Here is a 13,245-nt window from a genome sequence, read left to right on the forward strand (position 1 = left end):
TCCCTGCCATGGTCGAGACGGCTCTTCCGCGACTTGGGGCCACCACCTGCCACTAACCTGCCTTCTGTGAACGATGCGGCGCCCCTGGCGGGTCTGCGGGTCATCGAGCTGTCGAGCTACATCGCCTCGCCGCTCGGCGGGATGACCCTGGCCCAGCTCGGTGCCGACGTGATCCGGGTCGATCAGCTCGGCGGCGGCCCCGACCTGGGCCGCTGGCCGCTGGCCCCGTCCGGCCGCAGCCTCTACTGGGCCGGCCTGAACAAGGGCAAGCGATCCGTCACCGCCGACCTCCGCTCCCCCGCCGGCCGCGAACTCGTCGCCGCGTTGATCACGACCGCCGGCATCGTGCTCACCAACGCCGCGCCGCGCCCCGGCCTGACCTACGACGACCTGCGCGAGCGGCGACCCGACCTCGTGTACGCCCGGCTGCTCGGCCACCGCGACGGCCGCACCGCCGTGGACTACACGGTCAACGCCTCCCTGGGCTTCCCCGCCATCACCGGCCCTGAGGACCACGACGGGCCGGTCAACCACGCGCTGCCGGCGTGGGACGTCGCCTGCGGGCTCTACCTCGCCGTCGGGCTGCTCGCCGCCGAACGGCACCGCCTGGTCACCGGCCACGGGCAGCGGCTGGAGGTGGCGCTGCACGACGTGGCGCTGGCCACCGCGGGCAACCTCGGCTACCTGGCCGAGGCCCAGCTCTGCGCCACCCCTCGCCCGCGACTGGGCAACCACGTCTTCGGCGACTTCGGCCGCGACTTCGCCACCGCCGACGGGCGGCGGGTCATGGTGCTGGTCCTCACCACGAGACACTGGCGCGACCTGGTGGCGGCGAGCGGCCTGGCGGAGGTGATGGCCGCGCTGGAACGCGCCCTGGGCGCCGACTTCCTGCGCGAAGCCGACCGGTACACCTACCGGGAGACGCTGGGCGGCGTGCTGTCGCCATGGTTCGCCGGGCGTACCGTCGCCTCGCTCGACGGGGCTCTGGGGTCCGTGCTGTGGGCCGAATACCGGGACTTCGGCGAGCTGGTCCAGGACGGCACGCTGCGCGACAGCCCGCTGATGGGCGAGCTCGCCCAGCCCGGCATCGGGCCGCACCTCGCGCCCGGACCGCCCCTGGTCTTCGGCGGGCATCAGCTCCCGCCGCGTCCCGCGCCCGAGTTGGGGCAGCATACGGACGAGGTGCTCGGCGAACTGCTGTCGATGTCCACGACCGAGGTGGCCCGGCTGCGCGCTCAAGGGGTGGTGGGGGAATGACGCTCTCGGATTACCTACGCGACTGGCGGCCTGGCATCGTGACCAGCGAAGACGTCATCTCGCCCGGCCCGGCGGCGGCTCTGGCCGCGGTGCTCGACGCGCCGCCTTCCGGTGAGCCGCTGCCGTTGCCGTGGCAGTGGCTGTACTTCCTGGAGTGGCCCGCGCAGGCTCGGCTGGGCATCGACGGGCATCCGGCCGAGGGGCACTTCCTGCCGCCGATTCCGCATCGGCGGCGGATGTTCGCGGGTGGGCGGATGCGGGCGCGGCGGGGGCTGGAGATGGGGCGGCCCGCCGTACGGACCGCTGAGCTGACGGCCGTCACGCCGAAGGAGGGGCGGTCGGGGGAGATGTTGTTCGTGACGGTGCGCTACGAGTACCGGCAGGGTGGGGAGCTGCGACTGGTCGACGAACAGGACCTGGTCTACCGCTCAGACCCTCCATCGCAGGGGGCCGCCGCTGCCGCTGCCGCCCCGTCGTCGTCGGCGGCGGTCGCCGGTGCTGATGACAATGCCGGGTGGCGGCTTTCGGTGACCGCCACTCCGCCGCTGCTGTTCCGCTTCAGCGCGCTCACCGCCAACGCCCACCGCATCCACTACGACCTGCCCTACTGCACGGACGTCGAGCACTACCCCGGCCTTGTCGTACACGGCCCGCTGCTCGCCGTCCTCATGGCCGAGCTGCCCCGCCGGTACGCCCCGGGCCGCCGAGTCACCGGTCTGACGTACCGCCTGCGCCGCCCCGTCTTCGCGGGCGAGCCGATCGTCATCACCGGCTCGCCGGAGTCGGGACAACTGACCGTCCAGGACGCGGACGGCCGGCTGAGAGCCGAGGCACACTTCACCTGACCCTTCACACCGTTTTGAGCCACCCGCCATCGACGAAGTACGTGCTGCCCACCGAATAACCGGCCCGGTCCGAGCACAGGAAGACGACGAAGTCCGCGACCTCCTCCGGAGTGGCGAACCGCTTGATCGGCGCGTGCTCCCGCGCGACCTCGTCGAGGTGCCCCTGCCAGTCGCCGCCGCTGTCGGCGGTCAGCTGCTTGGCGGTCTTCACCCAGTCGGGAGTGAGGACGAGGCCGGGGTTGACGCAGTTCACCCGGATGTTGTGGTCGATGACCTCCGTCGAGAGCGTCTTGGAGAACATCATCAACGCGGCCTTGGTCACGTTGTAGATCGGCTCGTACCAGAGCGGCTGTACGGCGCAGATCGACGCGTTGTGCAGGATGACCCCGCCACCGCGCCGCCGCATGCCGGGCACGAGCCCGCGGGCCAGCCGGACCGCCGCCATGACGTGCAGGTCCCAGTACGCCTGCCACTTCTCGTCCGGGGCCTCGAGAATGGTCTCGTTGGACCCGGCTCCGGCGTTGTTGATCAGGATGTCCGCGCCCCCGAAGCCCTCCTCAGCCGCCACGATCAGCGCCGTGGTGCCTTCCGCCGTCGCCACGTCGCACGCGACGGGCAGCACCCGTACACCGTGGGCTTCGACGATGCCGCGTGCCTCCTCCTCCAGCCGGTCGGCGGCACGGGCCGCGAGCACGAGATGCGCGCCCTCGGCGGCGAGCCCCCGCGCCACGGCCAGGCCGATCCCGGAGCTGCCACCGGTGATGACGGCGACCTTGTCCCTCAACCCGAGTTCCACGAATCCTCCTCACATGCCCCCTCCATCATCGGGCACCATGGATCTTTCTCCCGGTGCGACACAGGAGGGGTTCGGCATGACGCCACAAACACGGCGGGTCGCCGCGTACGGGGTGTGCATACGGAACGGTCAGGTCCTGCTGGCGCGGTGGATCTCCGCTGATGGCGCGGAGTGGGGATGGACCATGCCCGGCGGCGGATTGGAGCACGGCGAGGACCCTCTTGACGCGATGGTGCGGGAGGTACGGGAGGAGACCGGCTACGAGGTGGTCGCCGAGCGGCTCCTGGGGATCGATTCGCGGCGGCGTTCACTGACCGGGCCCGAGGGCCGCATCGACTTCCAATCGCTGCGGATCGTGTACGCGGCGCGGATCGTCAGCGGTGAGCTGCGCCACGAGGTCGGCGGGACGACGGACCAGGCCGCCTGGTTCGACCTGGACGCGGTAGCCGGCCTGCCCCGGGTCGACCTGATCGACGCCGCCCTGGAACTCCACCGCGACACGCCCCCGACGGGACGCATCGCCCAGACATAGGCGGCTTCAGCGGCCGTTCCGGTGCTCCCACTTGTGCGTCTCCGGATTCCACCGGAGCGCGCCGCGCGGGCCGCTGAGATCGACGTCGCGCAGCGCGGCCAGCGCCTCGTCCGTCGCGTCGGTACGCATGTGCAGGCGCAGGTGGGATTGGGGATCGCTGACCACGATCAACGTACTCTCGGCGGGTTCGCGCCCCCTGCCGAGCCGGCGCGCGAGCTTGCGCAGCTTGCCGCGGACCCCGTCGTAGGTGTCCTCGGCCATGCGGCCGATCAGCGCCTCCACGAACGGGACCAGCGCGGACGCCGTCACGACAGTGGTGACGACCGTCACCCACTCCCCCGCTTCGGGGACAACCGGTCTGGCCCGCCGGATCCTGTCCCGCAGCGCGGCCGCCTCGCCGGAATCGCCGTGGCGTTCGAGGAACGCCGCGAGCCGCTCGCTGTCCCCGTTCCCCTCCAGCACCGACCGGGCTTCGGCCACGCGGCCCCGCCGCTCAAGGAAGTCGGCCAGTGCCCGGTCGGATCCGGCCTCACGGTAGAGCCGCTCCGCGCCCGCCAGGTCGCCCTCGCGCTCCTGCCGCTCGGCGTAGTGCACCGCCGCCAATGCGGAGCCGAGATCGTACGCGTCCCGCATCCAGCGATCGGCCACCTCCTGCGGCCCCTCCTCCTCCGCCAGCGATTCGGCGAGCTGGTAGACCTCACCGCCCGGGTCATCGGACAGCAGACAGAGCTCCAACGCTTCGTCGTCGGCGCCGCGCATCGCCAGCAGGAGGACGAGCCTCGGACTCAGCGACCAGTCGAACCCGTCTTCGGTGGCGCGGCGCAGCCAGATCTCCGCCTCGGGCCGCCGCCGCTGCTCGTCGTAGAGGCGCGCGAGCAGCGAAACCGCCGTACGGTCCCCCGCCTCGGCGGCACGCAGGTAGAGCTGCTCCTGTTCGGCCGGATCCTGGCGGCCACGCCACGCGCCGAGCCTGCGCATGGCCTCGGTGGAACCCGCCGCCACCGCCCGCCGCACCCACGCGTCACCCTCCTCGGCCCGCGGCCCGTGCCGCAAGGCGAGCCACAGACCGATCATCGCCCCCGGGTCGCCGGCTTCGGCTCGTGCGTGCAACGTCTCTTCGTCGGCTGACTCCATAGATCCATCATGGTCGTCCGAACGCTTGACAGTCGCCACGGTCCAGCCGAAAGAATCATGAGATGCGGCGGACATTATGCAAGGCCGCCCTGGTCGGGGCCACGATCGGCGTGTCGGTTAATCTCGTCGGGGACTATTGGCCGCACGAGCCAGCCGATGACTTCGCCGGTTTCGTGGCGATGGCGCTTTCCCCTTTCCCGCTCGGACTACTGCTCGGCTGGGCGACCAAACTGCCGTACTGGCCCCTCGTGGGAGTGCTCGCGCCGTTCACCATGTACGGCCTCACCATGATCGAGCTCCCATTCAGCTGGGGGATACCCGAGGGGAACCTGTTTCGCCTGCTCACCTTCGCCGTCCCTGCCATGATCGGGTTTCTCCTCACGGCATGGCTGTGCGCCCTGGAAAGTTGGGCGGTGGGTGCCGCCATAGCCGGCACGCTCGTTCTCGCCTGCTGGGCCGCGCCACTAGTGGCCGGGGCGATAAGCGCATCGGAACGGACGAGAGACTTCAAGAACTCTGGGGTGCCGCTGGTCGCGCCCGTCATCCCGAACTATCGGCTCGCTTCCGTGGATGAGTGGAGCCTGCCCGAGATGGTCAGCCTCACTTACTATCCGACGGCCGCGGACAACGACGGCCCGGCGATCGCGGCCTATATCCGGCGGGCCACGGACGCCACCCCGAAGGCCGCATGCGCGAATCCGATTCCGAACTCTGGCTGGAAGACGGTCACGCCATGTAAGGAGATATCACCCGGCGTCTGGAGGACGCGCCTGGAGAACGAGTCCACCCTCCTGTTCGCCAGGCATGGCGACGCCTTGGTGCAGGTGGCCGCCAATGACACACCCGAGTCGGCCTTGCTCGCCATACTGCCGACGTTCCGCCCCATCACCGCGGAGGAACTGGCCGCACTCGGGTAAGGCTCACCAGGCGAGGAAGAGTGCCTCGGGAGAGTAGTGGATGAGGGTGGGGGCCATGGTCACGTCGGTGCGGGCCAGGCGCAGGCCGGGGAGTTCGCGGATCAGGATTTCCAGGGTTATCCGCACCTGCTCCTTGGCGAGGTGCGAGCCCGGGCAGCCGTGCGGGCCGTGGCCGAAGGACAGGTGGCGGTAGGCGGGGCGGCTGATGTCGAACTCGTCCGGACGCGCGCTGGCGTCCGCGTCCCGGCCGGCCGAGGCGAAGGAGATGAAGACCACGTCGTTCGGGTGCAGCTCGGTCTCGCTCAGTGTCACGTCGGTGGTGACCGTACGCCGGAAGCCCTGGATCGGCGCCTCGAACCGGGCCGCCTCCTCGATGGCCGCGGGGATGAGCCGCGGCTGCTCGCACAGCAGCGCCCACTGGCGGGGGTCGCGTAGCAGGTGCAGCATGACCGTGCCGAGCAGGGCGGTCGTGGTCAGGTGGCCGGCCAGGAGCAGGTTCTGGACGTTGGACACGATCTCTCTGCGCTGGTCGAGCGTGAGGTCCTCGGATCCGGGTGCCAGGCCGCGGACCATCTCCGTGACCAGGTCGTCACGCGGATCCTTCCTGCGCGCGCGGACGTAGCCGTCGAGCAGGTGCTGCAGGGCCACGATCTCTTTCGCCGCCTCGACCTGCCCCGCCTCCGTCAGCTCGGTGAACACCAGGCTCTCCGCTTGCTGCCCGCCCCGGATCGCGCCGGGGACGTCGGCGGGGTCCAGGCCGAGCAGGTGGCCGATCACGTCGGCGGGCAGCGGCCTGGCGTACGCGTCCATCCACTCGACCTGGCCGTCCCCGGCGAAGGAGCCGATGAGCGCTTCGGCCCGTTCGGTGACGAACGGGAGCGCGGCGGCGACCCTGGCCGGGGACAGTCCTCTGATGAGGGGACGGCGCAGGCGCCGGTGCGCGTCACCGTCGGCGCCGAGCACCGCCTGCATTCCGCCGAGCCCCTTGACCAGTTCCGAGAGCGCGGCCTTGCTGGGCAGGTAGTCGGGCCGCAGCGCACCGGCCGAGGAGAACTGCTCGGGCTTGCTCAGCACCTCGCGTACGTCTTCGCGCCTGCTCACCAGCCAGGCGTCCAGCTCGGGGACGAAGGTAAGCCCACGAGTCCGGCGAGCCTCGGCATAAAGAGGGTACGGATCGCGATAAAAGGCCTGTGGGTTCACGTGCCTATGATCGCCGGTGAGATACCTCCCGAACAGGTCCAAACAGCAGCGTCATGCGACAGCCCTCTTGGGCAACGTGAACCCGAGTGCGAAGGCGAGGACCGCGAAGCCGGCGCTGACTCCCATGGCGTAGGTGGCGCCGTGGGAGAAGGCGATGGCGGCGGCATCGGGACCGCGGGTGGTGAAGTCGAGGTTTCCGAACAGGACGCTGCCGGTCACCGCGATGCCGACCGCGCTACCGATCCGCTGGACGGTGCCGATAACCCCGCTCGCGGCTCCCGCTTCGGCCCGATCCACGGTCGCGACGATGAAGTCGGCATTGGGCGCGATGAACATTCCGCTGCCGACGCCGCCGAGGAGGAGCGGGATCGTCAGGTACCACCCGTGGAGGCTGGTGGGAGCGACGGTCACCAGGACGAGCCAGATGGCGATGATGCCGACGGCGACGAGTCCGAGGCCGACGAGGAGAACGGTACGGCCGAATCGGCTGGCAAGCTGGTCGCTCTGGGAGGCACCGATGATGCTCCCGACGGCGAAGGGCAGCACGACGAGGCCCGACTGCAGGGCGGACGCGCCGAGTCCTGCCTGCCAGAGCAGGGCGACGCTGAAGAAGATGCTGGTGAACGCCGCGAAGTAGACGAAGGCCAGGACGACCCCGCCGGTGAAGGAGGCATGTACGAACAGGTGCGGCGGGACGAGGGGCCTGCCTCCGAGGCGGGCGACCCGGCGCTCCCAGAACGCGAACCCGACGATCAGCGCGACACCGCCGGCCATCGAGAGATAGGTCCACTCCGGCCAGCCCTGGTCCTGGCCTTGGATGAGCGGCACCAGCAGGGCGACGAGGCCGCCGGCGATGAGCACAAGTCCGATCCAGTCGGCCCCCGCGTCCCGGCTTCCCTCGGCCCGCGAAGGCAGCAGCCAGAAGGCGGCGGCGACGGCGACGACACCGATCGGAAGATTGACCTCGAACACCCAACGCCACCCGTCATCGGCTCCGAACGCCTCGATGATGAGGCCGCCGGTGAGAGGGCCGAGGGCGGTGGAGAACCCGATCGTCGCCCCCATGATCGCGAACGCCTTGCCGCGCAGCCGCCCCGGGAACATCAGCTGGATGAGGGCTGTGACGGGCGTGAAGAAGATGCCTCCGGCAAGGCCCTGGACGACGCGGAGAGCGATGAGCTGCACGTCGTTCTGCGCCAGGCCACAGGCCAGGCTCGCGACGGTGAACAAGGCCAGCCCTGCGATAAAAACCCATTTATGGCCGTACCGATCGCCGACCCGGCCGGCGGGGATGAGCGCCAGGCCGTACGCGAGCGCATAGCCGGAGATCACCCACGACAACGTCGATTCCGAGGCGCCGAGGCTGGTGCGGATCGTCGGGATGGAGACGTTGACGATGGTGGTGTCCAGGAGCGCCATGAACACGCCCGCCAAGAGGATCACCAAGGCGAACCAAGTGGCGCGGGAAACGGTTGCCGGTGGCGCAGCCGGCGCACTCTGCTGATTCATGATGTCCCTTTCCGGGCCTGCTCATCGGCGATCAACTCAGGAAGGAGAGACGCCAGCTCCTGATGCCAGGCGATCTCCGCTCGCAATCGGTAGGACCCGTGCTTCATCGACAGCTTTTCGGCGAATGTCAGATGGGAAGCGATCGCCTGAGCGTGCGCTTCATGGTCGGCGAGCCTCGCCTCCAGAGAGCCGATCCGCGCCGCGATCACGACGGGCAGATCCTCCAGGCGATCCGGATCGAGCCGGGTCAAGGCCAGGTCGAACGGGTCGGGTTTGACGACGATCTCGCGCAACGCGTTCATCCGAAGGGTCGAGAGAGTCCTCGAACCGTTCTGGGTGATCCCCCAGACCTGACGCTGCGGGTATGCCCCCTTCCGCTCGACCCGTAGCTCCTCGATCAGTCCCTCGGCCGCGAGGCGCTTGATCGCGCCGTACAGCCCGCCGACGGTGATGTCCGTCCACAGGTCGATGTGCTCCTCCTCGGCGAGGAGCCGCAGTTGGTGTCCGTGCATGGGGCCGCGTTGAGTCAGCGCCCCAAGAATGAAGATCCGAATGGAAGACACGCGACTACTCTTGCATGAGTAGTAGACCTCCGCAAACCACCTCTCACTCCATGTTGGTGTGCCTGTCGCGCATCGCCTCGCGGGTGCCGCCGGTCAACGTCCCGATCTTCAGCACCATCACCTCGAACAGCACGAAAGCCGCGATGGCGGCGCGCGAGGCGCCCACCGGTCCGCGTCACGTGAGAAGCGCGTCTGGCGGTGGCTGCGCACCCTCGCCGACGTGGACGAGGAGGTGCTCGACCACTTCCCGGAAGAACGCGCCCGCTACACCCGGCTGGGTGCGATCGTGCTCAACACGGGCCTCCTCGCGGGGCTTTCGATGCTGGCGGCCTTGACGAAGTTCGTCGACGCAACCGCGCCACCACGGCGTAGCCCCCGGGATACGATCTCGCAGATCGCCGATCAAGCTGCGGGCGACCGGCCTGTTCATTCAGGCCCGTCGTGGATCGCGTCGTTCTTGGCGGGGATCCGCTTGCCGAGGTTGATGAAGAAGAGGACCAAGCCCACGGTCAGCACGATGTGCCCCAGTCCGGCGATGCCGGAGATCGCCGCACTGGTCTCGGCGCCGAGGACCGTCTGGGTGCCGTGGATGAGCATCATGAGGACGGTCAACCCGAGACCCGCGTTGTAAACCCAGAAGGACCAGTTGAAGAGCCTGCTGGCCGACAAGGTGAACAGCTTCTCCAACGCCAGCACGACAAGGAAGAAGAGCATGCCGAGCGCCAGCAGGTGCGTGTGCACGACTCCGAGCTGGCTGTCGCCCGTGAAGTCGTTCAACTTGGTGAGCTCGCGATAGTACAGACCGCTGATCACGCCGAGGATCATGTAGATGTGTGCCGCGTTATAGAGCTTTTTCATGATTTGCAACCTTTGGGGGAGGTGATCAGGACCTGGCGTCGTTCCAGGTCGCACTGTTGAGGAAGTAGGTGTCATAGAGCTCCTGCACCTCGAGCAGGCTCTCCGGCGGCACCTTGCCGTAGGCGATGCGCTCCAGGTGGCGGAAATACTCGAACCGTTCGACGCCCGGGGTGATCACGATGAGGATGTCGGCGTCCTCCCCCGGTGCGGCGGCGAAGGCGTGTGCGAGACCGGGCGGCACGACCACGAGGTCGCCGCGCTCGGCAGTGACGACCTGCTCGCCGGAGAGCAGTTGGGCGGTGCCGTCCAGCACGTAGAACAGTTCGGCGGAGCCGGCGTGGTGGTGCGGTTTGGCGCCGTCCGCGCCGTTCACGAGCGTGACCCGCTGGGTGGAGAGCGCGCCGCCGGTCGAGCTGCTGTCGGCCAGCAGCCGGATGGTGGTGGGGGCCTGGCCGATCACTTCGGCCTCCGCGGAGCGGACGATGACGGACTTGTCGAAGTCCGGCATGATCAGCGACATCTCAGTGACTCCTTCGGTTCAGACCAGGAAGAGCAGGGCGGCGCAGATGAGGACGGCCACGGCCGTGGCGAAGTGGATGCCGTACGCCACCGCCTTGGTGCCGCCGTTGCGCAGGACGATGACGACGTCGGAGAGGGGGATGATGGCGACCACCAGCATGAACCAGGCCTCGGCGCGGGCACCCACGAAGAAGAGCAGGGCCAGGCCGATGAGGCCGTAGACGGCGTCGCGCTGACCCTTGATGGTCAGGTAGGTGGTGCCCCCGTCTTTCTTGGCGGGGACGCCGTAGCCGGCGGCGGCGGCCTGCGGCGCCAGCAGGAACCGCATGCCGATGAAGAGGATGAGCAGGTCGAGCAGGACGGCGAGTCCATAGGCAAGGGGGGTGAGCACTATTTACTCCTGTTTCTAGCGCCGCTAGTTGCAGGAGTGACGCTAACATAGCCGCGACAGAAGCGCTAGCGGTGCTAGAGTTGCGGTCGTATCGAGCACGATCGGTTACGCCCCCAGCATCGAATGCGCTCTCCCTCCGGAACAACGACAGATCCGACAACGCACTATCAACCGCGGCTTAACAATCCAGAGAGCTCCAGACACAACGGAAGCCGATGTGGCTCATACCGGTGTCGATCATCTGCGGCCGGCGAGCGGCGGGCCGGTACCGCAGGCAGTAGGTGTCGGCGCACAGGTACGACCCGCCCTTGATCACCTTGCGCGGGATACGGAACTGGGGCTGAGCCGGGTCGTAGCTCGATTCGACAGCACCGCAGCAGCCCGCGTCAGGATGCCGTTCGGCCCACCAGTCGCAGGTCCATTCCCAGACGTTGCCCGCCATGTCGAACAACCCATAACCGTTCTCCGGAAAGGACCCGACCGGTGCGGTCCCCGACCAACCGGACTCCCCCGTCGAGCGCCATGGGAAGTCGGCTCCGTCCCAGGTGTTGGCCATGATGCGACCACCCGGGCGGGGCTCGTCGCCCCAGGTGAACGGGGCACCGTCGAGGCCGCCGCGTGCGGCGTACTCCCACTGCGCCTCGGTGGGCAGCGCGGCGCCGACCCACCTCGCGTAGGCGGCGGCGTCCTCGTACGCGACATGGACCACCGGATGGTCGAGGCGGTCGTCGACGCTCGACCCGCTCCCCTCCGGAGAGCACCAGCACGCGCCCGGCGTCCACCTCCACCACAGACTGAGCTGCCGGAGGTCGACCGGGCCGCGCGCCGGTACGAACACCATCGACCCGGGCACCAGGTTCTCCGGTGGCGCGCCAGGGAAATCGGCCGGGTCCAGCGGCCGCTCGGCCACGGTGACATAGCCGGTCGCCGCCACGAACGCGGCGAAACGGCGGTTGGTGACGGCGACCGGATCGATGGCGAAGCCGTCGACCCGCACGCTGTGGGCCGGCGCCTCCTCGCGATAGTGGTCGTCGGAGCCCATTGTGAAGACCCCGCCGCTCAGGTGGATCGAGCCGCCGGCCCCGTGAGGGAGCCCCGCGAGCCCGAACGTGCGGGTCAGCCGCGTCCCGCGGCCGCTCATGCGCTGGGCATCCCGGCGCGCAGCTTCTCCATCACCTGGTCGATGCCGAAGCTCGCCGGCGCCTGGCGCTGCGGGAAGTCGGCGAACGTGGAGAGCAGCCGGGCGATGTACGCCTGTGCCGGGACCAGCAGCCACGCATGGTCCAGCACCCAGTCGTAGTAGGTGTTGGAGGTGATGTCGGCGCGCTCGTAAGGGTCGGTGCGCAGGTTGAATATCTTCGGAACCCGCAGCTCGGTGTACGGCTCGGCCCACACGCGCAGCGTTCCGGGGGCGCGCTGCTCCAGGAACACCAGTTTCCAGTGGTGAAACCGCAGCGAGGTGAGGTCGCCGTCGTCGGAGACGTAGAAGAAGTGCTCGCGCGGGCTCTCGCTCACCTCACCGGTGAGGTAGGGGAGCTGGTTGTGGCCGTCCAGATGCACCCGGAAGACCGTGCCACCGAGCTCCGCTCCCGCCTTGAGCCGATCGGCGATGTCCGGCACGCCGGCCGCGGCCAGCAGGGTGACGAACCAGTCGTTGTGGCTGACGATGCCGTTGAGCACGGTGCCCGCCGGGATCCTGCCTGGCCACCGCACCACGCCGGGGACGCGGTAGGCGCCCTCCCAGTTCGAGTTCTTCTCGTTGCGGAACGGCGTCATGGCGCCGTCGGGCCAGGTGTTCATGTGCGGGCCGTTGTCGGTGGAGTACACGACGATCGTGTTCTCAGCGATGCCGAGCTCGTCGAGTACGTCGAGCAGGGCCCCGACGATGTCGTCGTGGTCGAGCATCGTGTCGTGGTACTCCGACTGCCATCGCCCCGCACGGCCTCTGCTCTCCGGCTTGCAGTGCGTACGGAAGTGCATGTGGGTGGAGTTGAACCACACGAAGAACGGGGTGCCGGCCTTGTTCTGGCGGCGGATGAAGTCGATCGCCGCGTCACGGAACTCCTCGTCGCAGGTCTCCATCCGCTTCTTGGTGAGCGGCCCGGTGTCCTCGATGCGCTGGGTGCCGTCCTCGCCGGCCCACGAGCGGATCACCCCGCGCGGCCCGAACCGCTCCCTGAACCCGGGGAACTCCTCCTCGGTCGGGTAGTCGGGCTGCTCGGGCTCCTCCTCGGCGTTGAGGTGATAGAGGTTGCCGAAGAACTCGTCGAACCCGTGCGCCGTGGGCAGATACTCGTCGCGGTCGCCGAGATGGTTCTTGCCGAACTGGCCGGTCGCGTACCCCTGAGCCTTCAACGCGGTGGCGATCGTCGGGTCCTCGGCGCGCAGCCCGATCTCGGCGCCGGGCATGCCCACCTTGGTCAGACCTGTCCGGTAGGGGTTCTGGCCGGTGATGAACGCGGCTCTGCCCGCCGTACAGCTCTGCTCGCCGTAGCAGTCGGTGAACCGCACACCCTCGTCGGCGATCCGGTCGATGTTGGGGGTGCGGTAACCCATCAGCCCATCGGTGTAGCAGCTGAGGTTCGAGATCCCGATGTCATCTCCCCACATGACCAGGATGTTCGGTCGCTCCGACATGCATTCCCCCAGCCGCGACACACGAGCTCCGTTTCACCAGCATCGCCCGCCGGCCGACAGCTCCGGGTCATTGAGCTGCCAAGATTC

15 protein-coding genes are annotated in these 13,245 nt (G+C 68.8%); 4 read left to right on the forward strand and 11 right to left on the reverse strand.

The genetic code is table 11. From position 1 onward, the window contains the following. The first annotated feature begins 66 nt into the window (after nucleotides 1-66). Together KME78_RS39075 and KME78_RS39080 are read left to right on the forward strand one after the other, a co-directional pair. On the forward strand, nucleotides 67-1,257 hold the full coding sequence (locus KME78_RS39075; protein ID WP_219534503.1) for a CoA transferase: 1,191 nt from the start codon (nucleotides 67-69) through the stop codon (nucleotides 1,255-1,257). After that, nucleotides 1,254-2,102 carry an HTD2 family dehydratase gene (locus tag KME78_RS39080; protein WP_219534504.1) on the forward strand — a complete coding sequence of 283 codons (849 nt, stop codon included), beginning with the start codon at nucleotides 1,254-1,256 and terminating at the stop codon, nucleotides 2,100-2,102. Before KME78_RS39075 ends, KME78_RS39080 begins: the two co-directional genes overlap by 4 nt. Nucleotides 2,103-2,106: 4 nt before the next feature. Here the strand turns inward: KME78_RS39080 and KME78_RS39085 are convergent, their stop codons facing one another. Then, nucleotides 2,107-2,898 (reverse strand): SDR family NAD(P)-dependent oxidoreductase, encoded by a 792-nt coding sequence (locus KME78_RS39085; protein ID WP_219534505.1) that lies wholly within the window; start codon nucleotides 2,896-2,898, stop codon nucleotides 2,107-2,109. A gap of 76 nt (nucleotides 2,899-2,974) precedes the next feature. On the opposite strand from KME78_RS39085, the gene KME78_RS39090 reads away from it, so the two are divergent. Next, nucleotides 2,975-3,430, forward strand: a complete 456-nt coding sequence (locus tag KME78_RS39090) for an NUDIX hydrolase (RefSeq protein ID WP_219534506.1) — start codon at nucleotides 2,975-2,977, stop codon at nucleotides 3,428-3,430. Nucleotides 3,431-3,436: 6 nt separating this feature from the next. Here KME78_RS39090 and KME78_RS39095 read toward each other — a convergent pair whose 3' ends face one another. Then, complete coding sequence (locus tag KME78_RS39095) at nucleotides 3,437-4,564, reverse strand: SEL1-like repeat protein (RefSeq protein WP_219534507.1); 1,128 nt, start codon at nucleotides 4,562-4,564, stop codon at nucleotides 3,437-3,439. A gap of 62 nt (nucleotides 4,565-4,626) precedes the next feature. Here KME78_RS39095 and KME78_RS39100 point away from each other — a divergent pair, with 62 nt between their 5' ends. Beyond that, complete coding sequence (locus KME78_RS39100) at nucleotides 4,627-5,481, forward strand: hypothetical protein (protein WP_219534508.1); 855 nt, start codon at nucleotides 4,627-4,629, stop codon at nucleotides 5,479-5,481. A gap of 3 nt (nucleotides 5,482-5,484) precedes the next feature. On the opposite strand, the gene KME78_RS67475 is transcribed toward KME78_RS39100, so the two are convergent. The 9 genes from KME78_RS67475 to KME78_RS39140 form a co-directional block, all read right to left on the reverse strand. Next, complete coding sequence (locus tag KME78_RS67475) at nucleotides 5,485-6,681, reverse strand: cytochrome P450 (protein ID WP_219534509.1); 1,197 nt, start codon at nucleotides 6,679-6,681, stop codon at nucleotides 5,485-5,487. 51 nt (nucleotides 6,682-6,732) lie between these two features. Beyond that, nucleotides 6,733-8,190 carry an MFS transporter gene (locus tag KME78_RS39110; protein ID WP_281428977.1) on the reverse strand — a complete coding sequence of 486 codons (1,458 nt, stop codon included), beginning with the start codon at nucleotides 8,188-8,190 and terminating at the stop codon, nucleotides 6,733-6,735. After that, nucleotides 8,187-8,753, reverse strand: coding sequence for a PadR family transcriptional regulator (locus KME78_RS39115; protein WP_219534511.1), 567 nt, complete (start codon nucleotides 8,751-8,753; stop codon nucleotides 8,187-8,189). Before KME78_RS39115 ends, KME78_RS39110 begins: the two co-directional genes overlap by 4 nt. A gap of 43 nt (nucleotides 8,754-8,796) precedes the next feature. Next, on the reverse strand, nucleotides 8,797-8,919 hold the full coding sequence (locus KME78_RS66535; protein WP_281428978.1) for a hypothetical protein: 123 nt from the start codon (nucleotides 8,917-8,919) through the stop codon (nucleotides 8,797-8,799). Between the two features lie 260 nt (nucleotides 8,920-9,179). Next, entirely contained in the window at nucleotides 9,180-9,611 is a 432-nt protein-coding gene (locus KME78_RS39120; protein WP_219534512.1) for a DUF2871 domain-containing protein, read from the reverse strand. A 25-nt stretch (nucleotides 9,612-9,636) separates the two neighbouring features. Further along, on the reverse strand, nucleotides 9,637-10,131 hold the full coding sequence (locus KME78_RS39125; RefSeq protein ID WP_219534513.1) for a cupin domain-containing protein: 495 nt from the start codon (nucleotides 10,129-10,131) through the stop codon (nucleotides 9,637-9,639). An 18-nt stretch (nucleotides 10,132-10,149) separates the two neighbouring features. Then, complete coding sequence (locus KME78_RS39130; protein WP_219534514.1) at nucleotides 10,150-10,521, reverse strand: DUF4267 domain-containing protein; 372 nt, start codon at nucleotides 10,519-10,521, stop codon at nucleotides 10,150-10,152. 178 nt (nucleotides 10,522-10,699) lie between these two features. Further along, nucleotides 10,700-11,662 carry a formylglycine-generating enzyme family protein gene (locus tag KME78_RS39135; RefSeq protein WP_219534515.1) on the reverse strand — a complete coding sequence of 321 codons (963 nt, stop codon included), beginning with the start codon at nucleotides 11,660-11,662 and terminating at the stop codon, nucleotides 10,700-10,702. Beyond that, the gene (locus KME78_RS39140; protein WP_219534516.1) at nucleotides 11,659-13,158 is read right to left on the reverse strand and encodes an arylsulfatase; all 1,500 of its coding nucleotides are present in this window, start codon (nucleotides 13,156-13,158) and stop codon (nucleotides 11,659-11,661) included. The genes KME78_RS39135 and KME78_RS39140 overlap by 4 nt, the downstream gene beginning before the upstream one ends. Nucleotides 13,159-13,245 lie beyond the last annotated feature (87 nt).

This window comes from Nonomuraea guangzhouensis (assembly GCF_019396345.1).
Taxonomy (GTDB): Bacteria; Actinomycetota; Actinomycetes; order Streptosporangiales; family Streptosporangiaceae; genus Nonomuraea; species Nonomuraea guangzhouensis.